The sequence below is a fragment of the Parafrankia sp. EAN1pec genome, assembly GCF_000018005.1.
Classification (GTDB): domain Bacteria; phylum Actinomycetota; class Actinomycetes; order Frankiales; family Frankiaceae; genus Parafrankia; species Parafrankia soli.
Genome location: NC_009921.1, coordinates 1,292,952 through 1,306,680, shown reverse-complemented (window position 1 = coordinate 1,306,680; position 13,729 = coordinate 1,292,952). Strand labels below are relative to the sequence as shown.

Below are 13,729 nucleotides of genomic sequence, written 5' to 3'. Positions count from 1 at the left end.
CGCGCAAGAGCGCCGCTTCCCGCTAAAGATCACCCACACCGGGCCGAGACGTCACGACCCCGGTCAAGTACGGAGAATCCCGCCGCACAGGCGCCCTACCTGCACCGGGGCGCGCTCAGCCCGCGGAGATGCTCACCGCGCGGGCGTACGACGCACCGATGATCTTGGCGATCTCGGCCAGGATGTCGGGCGCCACCGCGTCGTCCAGGGACAGCGACATGAGGGCCTCGCCACCGGCGCTGAGCCGGCTGACCTGAGCGTTGGCGATGTTGATGTGGGCCTCGCCCAGCAGCGCGCCGACGGCCCCGACGATGCCGGGACGATCCTCGTAACGGAAGAACGCCAGGTGGTCCTCGGGACGCAGGTCGACCTCGAACCCGTCGATCGCGGTGATCTTCTCGACCTGGCGGGAGCCGACGAGCGTCCCGCTGACCGACACCGCCGTCCCGTCGGGCAGGACACCGCGCACCGTGACGAGGTTGCGGTAGTCGGGGCTCTCCTCGGAGGTCTCCAGCGCCACGTCGACGCCGCGCTCCTTGGCGATCAGCGGCGCGTTCACGTAGGTGACCTGCTCCTCGACGATGTCGATGAAGACACCCTTGAGGACGGCGAGCTGCAGCACCGACACGTCGTGCGCGGCGATCTCGCCGCGCACCTCGACGGTGATCGCGGCGGCCACGCCCGCGGCCAGCCCGGAGAAGAGCTGGCCCAGCTTCTCCGCCAGCGGCAGACCGGGCCGCACGTCCTCGGCCACGACCCCGCCGGCCTGCACGTTCACCGCGTCCGGGACGAACTCGCCGCTGAGCGCGAGGCGCACCGAACGGGCCACGGCCAGACCGGCCTTGTCCTGCGCCTCCTGCGTCGAGGCGCCCAGGTGCGGGGTGACGACGACGTTCTCCAGCCCGAACAGCGGCGAGGAGGTGGTCGGCTCCTTGACGTACACGTCGAGCCCGACACCGCCGACCCGGCCGGACCGGACCGCGTCGGCCAGGGCGCCCTCGTCGACCAGGCCGCCGCGCGCCGCGTTGACGATGATCACGCCCGGCTTCACCCGGGCCAGCTCGTCGGCCCCGATGAGCCCCAGCGTCTCGGGTGTCTTCGGCAGGTGGATCGTGATGACGTCGCTGGACGTGAGCAGCTCGTCGAGGTCCACCAGGCGCACACCGAGCTGCGAGGCGCGGGCGACGGAGACATAGGGGTCGTAGGCCAGGACCTTCATGCCGAAGGCCGCCAGCCGCTGCGCGACCAGGACACCGATGCGGCCGAGGCCGACGACGCCCGCGGTCTTCTCCGTCAGCTCCACGCCGACGTACTTCGAGCGCTTCCACTCACCGCCGACGAGCGACTCATGGGCGGCCGGGACCCGGCGGGCGACCGCGAGCAGCAGTGCGATGGCGTGCTCGGCGGCACTGACGATGTTCGACTGCGGCGCGTTCACCACCATGACGCCGCGGTTGGTGGCGGCGGGGACGTCGACGTTGTCGAGCCCGATCCCGGCGCGGGCCACGACCTTCAGCCGCGGGGCGGCCGCGAGCGCCTCGGCGTCGATCTTCGTCGCCGAGCGGATGAGGACCGCGTCGACGTCCGCCAGCGCCGGCAGCAGGGCGGACCGGTCGGCCCCGTCCACATGGCGGATCTCGAAGTCCCCGGACAGGACCTCCAGCCCGGCCGGTGAGAGTTCCTCGGCGACGAGTACGACGGGCACGGTCTGCTCCTAGCACGCTCGTCGCCGGCCACCGCTGGGGAGGACGCAGCGGCATGGACGCGCTGCGCCGCGGCCCGGGCGGACGACGACGATGTCGAATCGGTGGGCGGTTCGGTGCGGGTACAGCCTACAGACGCGGCTCGACACGTTCGGGCGCCGCGACGGGTGTGCCCGCTCTCACCTGCGGCGGGCGCGGGCGCACGTCGACGGGCCGGGCGGCACGTGCCGCCCGGCCCGGCTCGCCTCAGTCCTTCGCGATCCAGGACATCATCGGGCGGAGCTTGCCACCGACCTGCTCGATCGGGTGCTGCTTGCCCTCCTCGACGAGCTTGGTGAAGGTGGCCCGGCCCGCGTCGTCCTCGGCGACCCACTCGCGGGCGAACGTCCCGTCCTGGATCTCGTCGAGGATCTTGCGCATCTCGGCCTTGACCGCCGGGGTGATCACCCGCGGGCCGCGAGTGACGTCGCCGTACTCGGCGGTGTCCGAGATGGAGTAGCGCATCTGCGAGATGCCGCCCTCGTACATGAGGTCGACGATCAGCTTCAGCTCGTGCAGGCACTCGAAGTACGCGACCTCGGGGGTGTAGCCCGCCTCGACCAGCGTCTCGAAGCCGGCCTGGACCAGCGCGCTGGCGCCGCCGCAGAGCACCGCCTGCTCGCCGAACAGGTCGGTCTCGGTCTCCTCGGTGAAGGTCGTGCGCAGCGCGCCGGCCCGGGTGCCGCCGATGCCCTTCGCGTAGGCGAGCGCGATGTCGAGCGCCTTGCCGGTGGCGTCGGCCTCGACGGCGACGAGCACCGGTACGCCCTTGCCCTCGACGAACACCCGGCGGACGAGGTGACCAGGGCCCTTGGGGGCGACCATGAAGACGTCGACGCCGGCCGGCGGCTCGATGAGGCCGTACCGGATGTTGAACCCGTGCCCGAACGCCAGCGCCTTGCCGGGGGTGAGGTGCGGCGCGATCGACTCGGCGTAGATCTTGCGGTGGGTCGTGTCCGGCGTGAGGATCATGATGATGTCGGCCTCGGCGGACGCCTCCGCCGGGGTCACCACCCGCAGGCCCTGCTCCTCGGCCTTGGCCCGGCTGGTGCTCGTCTCCGGCAGCCCGACGCGGACGTCGACCCCGCTGTCGCGCAGGTTCAGCGCGTGCGCGTGCCCCTGGCTGCCGAAGCCGATCACGGCGACCTTGCGGTCGGCCAGGTTGTCGAGGTTGGCGTCGTCGTCGTAGTAGATCTCGACCATCTTCGGTGAATCTCCTCGAGGGAAATGAGGGGTGAATGAGGGATGGGAGTCAGGCCGAGCGCTCGACGGCGCGCAGACTGCGATCGGTGATCGACCGCGACCCGCGGCCGAGCGCGACCATGCCGGACTGGACCAGCTCGCGGATCCCGAAGGGCTCCAGCATGCGGATGAGCGCGTCCAGCTTGTCACGGGTACCGGTGGCCTCGATCGTGACCGCGTCGGGGGCGACGTCGACGACCTTGGCGCGGAAGAGCTGGACGGTCTCGAGCACCTGGGAGCGGACCGAGAGGTCGGCCCGCACCTTGACCAGCATCAGCTCGCGCTGCACGGAGACGGCCGTGTCCATCTCCACGATCTTCAGCACGTTCACCAGCTTGTTGAGCTGCTTGGTGACCTGCTCCAGCGGCAGGTCCTCCACCGCGACGACGATCGTCATCCGGGAGACGTCCGCGTGCTCGGTCGGCCCGACGGCGAGCGACTCGATGTTGAAGCCGCGCCGGGAGAACAGGCCGGACACCCGGGCCAGGACGCCGGGCTTGTTCTCGACGAGCACCGAGAGAGTGTGCCGGGTCACAGGTTGACCTCCGCGTCGCCGGAGTAGTCGAAGTCGGGGGCGATGTCGCGGGCGACGCGGATCTCGTCGTTGCTCGAGCCGGCGGCCACCATCGGCCACACCATCGCGTCGGGGTGGACCACGAAGTCGACCACGACCGGGGCGTCGTCGATGCTCATCGCCTTCTCGATCGTGGCGTCCACGTCCGCGGGCGACTCACAGCGCAGGCCGACGCAGCCCAGGGCCTCGGCGAGGCGCACGAAGTCGGGGACCCGGGTCACCCCGGTGCGCGCCGACACCGGGTGGGTGCCCAGGTCGGTGTTCGAGTAGCGCTTGTCGTAGAAGAGCGTCTGCCACTGCCGGACCATGCCCAGCGAACCGTTGTTGATGACCGCGACCTTGATCGGGATGCCCTCCAGGGCGCAGGTGGCGAGCTCCTGGTTGGTCATCTGGAAGCAGCCGTCGCCGTCGATCGCCCACACGGTGGCCTCCGGGCGGCCGACCTTGGCGCCCATCGCGGCCGGCACGGCGTAGCCCATGGTGCCGGCGCCGCCGGAGTTCAGCCAGGTGTAGGGGTGCTCGTAGGAGATGAACTGGGCGGCCCACATCTGGTGCTGCCCCACCCCGGCCGCGAAAACGGTCTCCGGGCCGGCGATCCGGCCGATCCGCTCGATGACCTGCTGCGGGGCGAGCGAGCCGTCGGCGGGCTGGTCGTAGCCGAGCGGGTAGGTCGCGCGCCACCTGTCCAGCGACCGCCACCAGCCCTCGAGGTCGGGGCGCTCCTCGGTGCGCAGTGCCGCGGTCAGGTCGACGATGACCTCCCGGCAGTCGCCCACGATCGGCACGTCGGCGATCCGGTTCTTGCCGATCTCGGCCGGGTCGATGTCGGCGTGGATGACGGCCGCGCCGGGCGCGAATGACGACAGCTTGCCGGTGACCCGGTCGTCGAACCTGGCCCCCAGGGTGATCAGCAGGTCGGCCTTCTGCATCGCGGTGACCGCGGCGACGGAGCCGTGCATCCCGGGCATGCCCAGGTGCTGCGGGTGGGAGTCGGGGAACGCGCCGCGCGCCATCAGCGTGGTGACCACCGGGATGCCGGTGAGCTCGGCGAGCACCCGCAGCTCGGCGGCGGCACGGGCCTTCAGCACCCCACCGCCCACGTAGAGCACCGGCCGGCGCGCCGCACTGATCATCTTGGCCGCCTCGCGGACCTGCTTGGCGTGCGGCCGGGTGACCGGGCGGTAGCCGGGCAGGTCGAGCGTCGGCGGCCACACCTCGTGCGGCAGGACCGACGTGACCGCCTGCAGGATGTCCTTCGGCAGGTCGACCAGCACCGGGCCCGGGCGCCCCGTCGAGGCGATGTGGAACGCCTCGGCGATCGTGCGTGGGATGTCGTCCGCCGACTGCACCAGGAAGTTGTGCTTGGTGATCGGCAGCGTGATGCCGCAGATGTCGGCTTCCTGGAAGGCGTCGGTGCCGATCGCCGCGCTCGGCACCTGCCCGGTGATGGCGACGATGGGCACCGAGTCCATGTAGGCGTCCGCGATCGGTGTCACGAGGTTCGTCGCGCCCGGCCCGGACGTCGCCATGCAGACCCCGACACGCCCGGTGGCCTGGGCATACCCCTCGGCGGCGTGCCCGGCGCCCTGCTCGTGCCGGACGAGCACGTGCCGGACCCGGGTGGAGTCGAACAGCGGATCGTAGGCGGGCAGGATCGCCCCGCCCGGAATGCCGAAGACCACGTCGGCACCGACCGCCTCGAGCGAGTGGACGAGCGACTGCGCTCCGGTGATCTGTCTGGTCTCTCTGGTCATCTGTCGTCTTCCTTGACGGGGCCGGCGAGGTGCGGACGGGACGTCGTTCACGGACGGGTCCACGGACGGCGACGGGTGGTCGCCGTGCGCGGTGTTGCCACCGTGCCCGTGTCCGGGAACGGCGTCACGCGGGGCCGGGGTCGGGGCCGGACACGAAAAAACCCCTCGTGCCATGGGCACTGAGGGGCGGCGCGGGTGGTCGGAGACCGATCTGGTCCGACTACACGCGCTCCGAGCCTACGAGAATCGTACGTACGAGAATGCCGAGCAGCATGCGGACAACCATCCCCGACATCCGCCACCGCGTCAAGCACCACGTCGCGTCCGGAGAGACAGACCACAACACCGACACCGCGACGACAGTCGCCGCGCCGCCCGCCGGGACGCCAGACAAGCATGCGCCACCCCGCCGGCGACGGCCATGTGATCATGGTTCGGTCGATGCCGGCGGGGTGGAAGGGAACCGATCAGCCGGCCGCGGCGGGCGGGCCGCCGACCTGGCCGCCGTCGAGGGCGGTGTAGAACGCCGACACCACCGGCGCGGCGGACTCGGCGCCGAACCCGCCGTCCTCGATCACCACCGCGACGGCCACGTCGCCGCGGTAGGCGACGAACCAGCCGTGCGTGGGCGGCGGGTTGCCGTCGGCGTACTCGGCCGTGCCCGTCTTGCCGTGGACGTCGCCGGGCATCGGGACGCCGGCCGCGGTCCCCTCGGTGACCACCGCGCGCATGAAGTCCCGCAGCGGCGCCAGCACCTCGGTCGGGAGCGGGTTGCTGCGCGGCGACTCTCCGACGACGAACGGCTGGTGCCAGGTGCCGCTGGCCACCGCCGCGGCGACGCTCGCCATCTGCAGCGGCGACGCGGCCACCCGCCCCTGCCCGATCGAGGCGGACGCCGACTCGACGGCGTCGCGCGGGGTCGGGAACGAGCCGCCCACGCTGGCGATCGGCAACGGCTCGGAGCTGTCGAACCCGTAGAGCTTCGCGGCCCGCTCGAGCGCGTCGTCGGGCAGCGACTGCTCGAGCCGGATGAAGGCGGTGTTGCAGCTCTTGGCGAAGACCGTCCGCAGCGGGATGGCCCCGAACTGCTCCGCCTCGGCGTTCTGGAACTCGCGCCCGCCGACGCTCACCGTCTGCGTACAGTCGATCATGGTGTCGGCGGCCTTGCCACTCATCAGCGCCGCGGTAGCCGTCACGATCTTGAAGGTGGAGCCCGGCGGGTAGGAGCCGCGCACCGCCCGGCCGTAGCCGTTGAGCGGGTGGTTCACCGCCGCCAGCACCCCGCCGGTACGGGTGTCGATCGCGACGAGGGCCCCGTTGGGGCGCGACGCGGTCCCCAGCGCCGCCTCCCCCGCGCGCTGGACGTCCAGGTTGATGGTGGTGCGGATCTCCTCGCCGTTGCTGCTCGGGTAGGTCTTGAGGGTCTCGACGGTCTCGTTGCCGTCGGTGCGCACCACCACCGAGCCGCCCTGCGGCCGCAGCCTGGCGTCGTACACCCGCTGCAGGCCGGACGCCGGATCGACCCGGCCGACGAGGTTCCCGGCGAGCTCGGGGCTGCCGTCCAGCGGCCGCCCGTTGACGTCGAGCAGGGCGCCGCGCTCGCCGGTGGACGCGGCGCGGTCGAGGCGCAGGCCGGGCTTGAGGGACGGGTGCACCGAGGACGGCCGGGCCCGCACCTTCCACTGCCCGTCGCCGGTGTCGACGAGGGCCAGCTCACCCATGTAGGCCAGCGGCTCGGCGAAACCGGCGAGCGTCAGCTTCGCGGTGTACGGGACGGTGGCGCTCGTGCCCGACCGGGTCAGCCCGCCGGGGACGAGCTCGGCCCCGGTCACCGAGAGCCGGTCGCGCACGTCGCCCATCAGCCCGACAAGGGCACCGACCGGGATGTCGCCGTCGGTGCTGAGGGCCGTCACGGCGGCGCCCGCCCGCTCCCGGACCTGCCCGGCAGCAGGCTGTGCGCCCTGCCCGGCAGCTGCCGGTGCGGCCGGTGCGGCCGATGCTGTCGGTGCGGCCGTCGCCGGCGCGCCCGCGGTGCCGCCGCCCGGGTCACCCGCCGCCGGTTCCTCGGCGGCCGGCGCGGTCGTCAGCGTCTTCCAGGCGTCCAGGTAGGCGTGAGCGACCGCGGCCACCCGGCGGTCGGCCTCACGCGCGTCGGAGCGGGACTTCAACCAGTAGGCCACCCCGCCGCCGACCGCCAGCAGGACCACAACGAGCGCGACGATGAGTGCGTTACGCCGGCCCCGGCCCCGGCGGCGTGACATGGACGGGCTGAACCCCGTCGGAGTGAGAGGCACGACGGCTCGCCTCCCCCCTCGCTCGGAGAACCGCCTGACAGGACCGTGCGGCCCGACCACACCCTACGAACGGCTAACCCGCTCCGCATCCGACGCGCCGTCGCTCGTCGGCAAGCCGACACGCGGATGCACTGATGGTGGTAACACGGAGGACCACGCCGACCGACCGGACGTTCGGCTTAATCCGCCCGATCCGTTGCCAGCCCGGACCGGATCGCCGCGGCGGCGGACTCGTCCCGGGGCGCCCCCCACGGGGGCACCGGCTCGCCCGTCGGCGCCGGCAGGATCTGGCGCAGCACCGGCCGGCGGGCCGGCCAGGCCCGCCACTCGCGCGGGTAGCCGACCGAGACCTCCTCGAACCGGACCCCGTCGTACCAGGTCGTCCGCGGTATGTGCAGGTGCCCGTAGACCACGGCGGCGACGTTGTAGCGGGTGTGCCAGTCCGCGGTCAGCTCGGTGCCGCACCACTGGGCGAACACCGGGTAGCGCAGGATCCTGGTCGGCTCCCGCACCAGCGGGAAGTGGTTCACGAGAACGAGCGGGACGTCGCGCGGGCACGCGTCGAGCCGCCGCCGGGTCAGCTCGACCCGGGCCCGGCACCAGTCGTCCCGGGTCGGGTACGGGTCGGGGAAGAGGACCGACTCGTCCGAGCACACGATGCCGGCCTCGTAGGCGGCGGCGAGTGCCTCCCGCTTGGTCGAGGTGCCCTCGGGCCGGAACGTGTAGTCGTAGAGCAGGAACATCGGCACGATGCGCGCCGGGCCGCCCTGACCCGTCCACAGTGGGTAGGGGTCCTCCGGGGTGAGCACGCCGAGCCCGGCGCACAGGTCGACCAGGCGCCGGTAGCGCGCCTCGCCGCGCAGCGACGTCTGGTCACGCCCCAGCGTCCACAGCTCGTGGTTGCCCGGTACCCACACGACCTGCGCGAAGCGGTCGGCGAGCAGCCGCAGTGCCCATTCGACGTCCTCGTAGAGCTCCCCGACGTCGCCGACGACGAGCAGCCAGTCGTCAGGGCGGCCCGGGCGCATCGCCTCGACGATCGCCCGGTTGTCGGGATGGCGGACGTGGATGTCACTGGTGGCGAGCAGCCGCCCCTGTGTGGTCGCCGGCATCCGGCCCGGCGTGGTCGATTGCATCACTGACGATCGTCGCACACCGGCCGCCCCGGGCCCGGGGCTGGAACGGGACCAGTGATGTGACCCACGTCGCCGTCCCGGATGCGTCAGGAGGCCTCGAGGCGCTCCAGCAGCAGGCGGCGGACGGCCGCGGCGTCGGCCTGGCCGCGCATCGCCTTCATGACCGCGCCGACCAGCGGGCCGACGGCGTTCACCTTGCCGCCCCGCACCTTCTCGGCGATGTCGGGCGCGCCGGCGATCGCCGTGTCGACCGCGTCGCGCAGCGCCGAGTCGTCGGAGACCACAGCCAGGTCACGGGCGGCGATGACCTCGTCGGCTGAACCGTCACCGGCGAGCACCCCGTCGATGACCTTGCGTCCGAGCGCGTCGGTGAGCTGCCCGGCCGCGACCAGCTCGCAGATCCGCGCCACGTCGGCCGGGCCGATCGCCAGCTCTCGCGGCTCGACCCCGGCGTCCGCCGCGCGCCGGGCGAGCTCGTTGAGCCACCACTTGCGGGCCGCGGGCGGGCTGGCCCCGGCGGCCACCGTCGCCTCGACCAGGTCGAGCACCCCGGCGTTGCGCATCTCCTGGATGTCGCGCACCGTGTACCCGTGCTCGGCGATGAGCCGGACGCGCCGCTGGGCCGGCAGCTCCGGCAGCACCGCGCGCACGGCCTCGATGTACTCGTGGGTGAGCGCGAGGGGCGTCAGGTCCGGCTCGGGGAAGTACCGGTAGTCGGTCGCCTCCTCCTTCGACCGGCCCGACGACGTCCGCCCGGAGGCCTCGTCGAAGTGCCGGGTCTCCTGCACGACCCGGTCGCCCGCGTCCAGCAGCGCGGCCTGCCGGACGACCTCGAACCGCACCGCCCGCTCGACCGAGCGCAGCGAGTTCAGGTTCTTCGTCTCCGACCGGGTGCCGAACGGCGCGTCGGGCTCACCGGGCGCGGGGCGCAGCCGCAGCGAGACGTTCGCGTCGCAGCGCAGCGAGCCCTGGTCCATCCGGACGTCCGAGACGGCCAGCGCGCGGCACAGCTCACGCAGCTCGTCGACGTAGGCGCGGGCGACCTCCGGCGAGCGGATGTCGGGCTCGGTGACGATCTCGACCAGCGGGATGCCGGCGCGGTTGTAGTCGACCAGCGAGTGGGTCGCCCCGTGGATGCGGCCGGTCGCCCCGCCGACGTGCAGGGACTTGCCGGTGTCCTCCTCGAGGTGAACCCGGGTGATCCCGACCCGGTGGATCTCGCCCTCGACCTCGACGTCGAGCCAGCCGTTCGAGCACAGTGGCTCGTCGTACTGGCTGATCTGGAAGTTCTTCGGCATGTCCGGGTAGAAGTAGTTCTTCCGGGCGAACCGGCACCAGGACGCGATCGAACAGTTCAGCGCCAGCCCGATCAGCGTCGCGAAACGCACCGCGGCCTCGTTGACCACGGGCAGCGCACCGGGCAGGCCCAGGCAGACCGGGCACACCTGGGTGTTCGGCTCCGCACCGAAGGCGGTCGCGCACCCGCAGAACATCTTGGACGCGGTGCCGAGCTCGACGTGGGTCTCCAGCCCGATCACCGACTCGTACCGGGCGGTGGCGTCCTCGTAGGACGGGGTGGCGATGACGGGAGCCGATGTGCTCACCGGGATGACTCCTCTTCGATGCCGTCGACGCCGTCTTCCTCACCCGCGGCGGGCGGGCGCGGAGCGGAGCGGGTGTCACGGACGTGGACGTAACTCAGCGCGATCGCGGCGGGCAGCCCGATGATCCCCCAGACCAGCAGGATCGGGCTCAGCGTCAGGCCGCCGAGGACGAGCACCAGGAGCGTGAGCCCCCAGACGATCAGCAGCAGTGCGCGGTCCTGCCGGCCGCTGCGCAGCCCGACCATGTCCCTCCTCGTCCTTACTTTCCCGACCTTCCCCGGCTTCCCGGCTTCCCCTGCTTCCCGGTGTTCCGGGTGCCGAGTGCCGAGTGCCGGCGCTAGAGCGCGGGTGCCTCGTCCAGCAGCGGATGTCCGCGGCGCGCCTCCAGGGCGGCCTCGAGCGCCCCGCCGACCAGGTAGAGCCGGTCGTCCGCGAACGCCGGGGCCATGATCTGGATGCCGGCGGGCAGCCCGCCCACCAGGCCGGCCGGCAGGCTCATCGCCGGCCCGCCCGCCAGGTTGGACGGGATCGTGCACAGGTCCGACAGGTACATCGACACCGGGTCGTCCACCTTGTCGCCGAGCGGGAAGGCCGGCGTCGGCGTGGTCGGCGAGACCAGCACGTCGGCCTTCTCGTAGGCGGCGGCGAAGTCGCGGCTGATCAGCGTCCGGACCTTCTGCGCCTGCCCGTAGTAGGCGTCGTAGTAGCCCGAGGACAGCGCGTACGTGCCGAGCATGACCCGCCGCTTGACCTCGGCACCGAAGCCGACGTCGCGGGTGTGGCTCATGACCTCCTCGGCACCGGCCCGGCCGTCGTCCCCGGCGCGCAGCCCGAACCGCATCGCGTCGAACCGGGCCAGGTTGGACGAGCACTCGCTCGGCGCGATCAGGTAGTACGCCGCCAGCGCGTAGGTGAAGTGCGGGCAGCTCACCTCCACGACCTCGGCGCCGAGACCGGCCAGCTCCTGGACCGCCGCGTCGAACGCCGCCTGCACACCCGGGTCGTAGCCCTCACCGGAGAGCTCACGCACCACGCCCACCCGCAGGCCGCGGATGTCGCGGCGCGCGGCGGCCTCGACCACCGGCGGCACCGGCAGGTCGACGCTGGTGCTGTCCAGCGGGTCGTGCCCGGCGATCGCGGCGTGCAGCAGGGCGGCGTCGCCGACGGTGCGGGCCAGCGGCCCGGCCTGGTCGAGCGAGCTGGAGAACGCGACCAGGCCGTAGCGGCTCACCCCGCCGTAGGTCGGCTTGACCCCCACCAGCCCGCACACCGCTGCCGGCTGGCGGATGGACCCGCCGGTGTCGGTGCCGATGGACAGCGGCGCTTCGAAGGCAGCGACCGCCGCCGCGCTGCCACCGCTGCTGCCGCCGGGGATGCGGGTGAGATCCCACGGGTTGCGGGTCGGCCCGTACGCCGAGTTCTCGGTGGACGAGCCCATCGCGAACTCGTCCATGTTGACCTTGCCGAGGATGACCACGTCGGCGGCGCGCAACCGGGAGACCACGGTCGCGTCGTACGGCGGCCGCCAGCCCTCCAGGATGCGGCTGCCGCAGGTCGTCGGCATGCCCCGCGCGGTGAGCACGTCCTTGAGCGCGAGCGGGACGCCGGCGAGCGGGCCGAGCTTCTCCCCGGCGGCGCGGCGGGCGTCGATCGCGCGGGCGGCGGCGAGCGCGCCCTCGGCGTCAACATGCAGGAAGGCGTGGACGGCCTCGTCGACCTTGGCGATGCGGTCGAGCGCGGCGAGGGTCGCGTCCTGCGCGGACAGCTCGCCCGCGGCGATCGCGGCCGCCGTCTCGGCGGCGGTCAGCCGGACGACGTCGTCCGTGCGGCGGGGGGCGCCCGCGCCGGCGGCGGCCGCGCCGGCAGGCGTTGAGGTGCTGGAAACGTCGGTCATGTGCGGCCTGGTGCCCCTCACTCGTCCGGATCGAGAATGCGCGGCACCCGGAACCGGCCCTCCTCGGCGGCGGGCGCACCGGCGAGGACGTCGGCGACCGGCAGCGACGGGCGGGTCACGTCCGCGCGGAAGACATTGGTCAGCGGCACGGCGTGCGAGGTCGGCGGGATGTCCGCGGCCGCGACCTCGGAGACCCGCGCGACGGCGCCGAGGATCGCCTCGAGCTGCGGCGCGAGCGCGTCGAGCTCGGCGTCGGACAGGGACATCCGCGACAGGCGGGCGAGGTTGGCTACCTCGTCCCGGGTGATCGCCATTCCGGTGGACCCCTCGTGGGCGGTGGGCACAGGCCCGAGATCGGTCAGGTCGTCGCGCGCCGTCGTGCGGGTGGTGGCCGGTGGTGGCCACGACCGGCGGCAGGCCGCTGCCGGCGACCCTGACCGCGGCCCGGCCGGCTGGGCGCCGGACGACTGCCGCGCCGGTTGCTGCCGGCGGTGACATGCCGGCGAACACAACGTCGGCGTTCCCCACATCGTACGGCCCACCACCCCACCCCGACTCATCCGTGGCGGTTGGCGACACGGCATGGGCGCGGCGGGCGTCGGTAGGGCGGCGCGACACGCGGGCGTGACCCGGCGGCCACCGTTCCGTCACGCCCCTTGCGCATGCTCGACCACATGTCGTACCTGCTCCGGCTCCTGCTCCCCGACCACCCCGGTGCACTGGGAGCGGTGGCCACGGCACTCGGCGCCGCCGGAATCGACATCGTCAGCCTCGCCGTGGTGGAGCACACACCGGCCGGGGCGGTGGACGACCTGATCGTGCTCCTGCCCCCGGGCGGCCTGGCCGAGCGCCTGTTCACCGCGGCCCACTCCGTGCCCGGCGTCTCGGTCGAGTCACTGCGGCCCTACCAGGCCGACGGCGCCGGGATCAGCGAGGACCTCGAGCTCGTCGACGCGCTCACCGAACGCCCCGCCGACGCCGTGGCCGTGCTGACCGACCTGGTCGCGGGGGTCTTCTACGCCGACTGGGCGCTGCTGCTCGAGCACCTGGGGCCGGGCGACGTCCGGGTCCGGGAGGCCTCGGTGGGCGCGCCGAGCCTGGGCGGCGACGACCTCGGTGTTCCGGAGCGGGTGCGCCTCCCGCTGCCCTGGCTGCCGCTGCGCGCGGCGCGGCGCGTCGTGCCGGACGACGGCGAGTTCCCGGCCCGCTGGGAGGCGGTCAACATGGAGCTCGCCGCGGCCCCGGTCGGGCACGAACGGCTGGCCGTCCTGGTCGGCCGGCCGGGAGGCCCCGCGTTCCGCTCCTCCGAGGTGGCCCGGCTCGCGCACCTGGCCGGCATCGCCGCCACCCTCGCCCGCACGGCCGGCCCCGGCCGCTGAGCACGGCTGCGCGCCGCTGACCGCGGCTGCCGGCCGCGGCGGCGCGGCCGTTTCCGCCGACGCGGCGGCGAGCCACGGGGTGAGCAGCACCGCGGGCAGCGCGGGCGCCA

11 protein-coding genes are annotated in these 13,729 nt (G+C 73.1%); 1 reads left to right on the top strand and 10 read right to left on the bottom strand.

Annotation, left to right across the window (positions count from 1 at the left end; translation table 11 throughout):
- Positions 1–115 precede the first annotated feature (115 nt).
- The 10 genes from serA to gatC all read right to left on the bottom strand — a co-directional run bounded on the left by serA (position 116) and on the right by gatC (position 12,554).
- Complete coding sequence (gene serA, locus FRANEAN1_RS05370; protein WP_020458730.1) at positions 116–1,705, bottom strand: phosphoglycerate dehydrogenase; 1,590 nt, start codon at positions 1,703–1,705, stop codon at positions 116–118.
- A 244-nt stretch (positions 1,706–1,949) separates the two neighbouring features.
- Positions 1,950–2,945, bottom strand: coding sequence for a ketol-acid reductoisomerase (gene ilvC / locus FRANEAN1_RS05365; RefSeq protein ID WP_020458729.1), 996 nt, complete (start codon positions 2,943–2,945; stop codon positions 1,950–1,952).
- Between the two features lie 49 nt (positions 2,946–2,994).
- The gene (ilvN, locus tag FRANEAN1_RS05360) at positions 2,995–3,519 is read right to left on the bottom strand and encodes an acetolactate synthase small subunit (protein WP_020458728.1); all 525 of its coding nucleotides are present in this window, start codon (positions 3,517–3,519) and stop codon (positions 2,995–2,997) included.
- Positions 3,516–5,486: an acetolactate synthase large subunit gene (locus tag FRANEAN1_RS05355; protein ID WP_347176989.1), complete on the bottom strand. Its 1,971-nt coding sequence runs from the start codon at positions 5,484–5,486 to the stop codon at positions 3,516–3,518. Before FRANEAN1_RS05355 ends, ilvN begins: the two co-directional genes overlap by 4 nt.
- Positions 5,487–5,779: 293 nt before the next feature.
- Positions 5,780–7,606, bottom strand: a complete 1,827-nt coding sequence (locus FRANEAN1_RS05350) for a penicillin-binding transpeptidase domain-containing protein (protein WP_020458726.1) — start codon at positions 7,604–7,606, stop codon at positions 5,780–5,782.
- A gap of 179 nt (positions 7,607–7,785) precedes the next feature.
- Entirely contained in the window at positions 7,786–8,718 is a 933-nt protein-coding gene (locus FRANEAN1_RS05345) for a metallophosphoesterase (RefSeq protein WP_041255534.1), read from the bottom strand.
- A 110-nt stretch (positions 8,719–8,828) separates the two neighbouring features.
- On the bottom strand, positions 8,829–10,346 hold the full coding sequence (gene gatB, locus FRANEAN1_RS05340; protein WP_020458724.1) for an Asp-tRNA(Asn)/Glu-tRNA(Gln) amidotransferase subunit GatB: 1,518 nt from the start codon (positions 10,344–10,346) through the stop codon (positions 8,829–8,831).
- A complete protein-coding gene (locus FRANEAN1_RS05335) occupies positions 10,343–10,591 on the bottom strand; it encodes a hypothetical protein (protein ID WP_020458723.1) in 249 nt (82 codons plus the stop codon). Before FRANEAN1_RS05335 ends, gatB begins: the two co-directional genes overlap by 4 nt.
- Before the next feature lie 92 nt (positions 10,592–10,683).
- On the bottom strand, positions 10,684–12,240 hold the full coding sequence (gene gatA, locus FRANEAN1_RS05330; RefSeq protein ID WP_020458722.1) for an Asp-tRNA(Asn)/Glu-tRNA(Gln) amidotransferase subunit GatA: 1,557 nt from the start codon (positions 12,238–12,240) through the stop codon (positions 10,684–10,686).
- A 17-nt stretch (positions 12,241–12,257) separates the two neighbouring features.
- Positions 12,258–12,554 carry an Asp-tRNA(Asn)/Glu-tRNA(Gln) amidotransferase subunit GatC gene (gene gatC / locus FRANEAN1_RS05325; protein WP_020458721.1) on the bottom strand — a complete coding sequence of 99 codons (297 nt, stop codon included), beginning with the start codon at positions 12,552–12,554 and terminating at the stop codon, positions 12,258–12,260.
- A 348-nt stretch (positions 12,555–12,902) separates the two neighbouring features.
- Here gatC and FRANEAN1_RS43045 point away from each other — a divergent pair, with 348 nt between their 5' ends.
- A complete protein-coding gene (locus tag FRANEAN1_RS43045) occupies positions 12,903–13,619 on the top strand; it encodes an ACT domain-containing protein (RefSeq protein ID WP_347177201.1) in 717 nt (238 codons plus the stop codon).
- Positions 13,620–13,729: the final 110 nt, after the last annotated feature.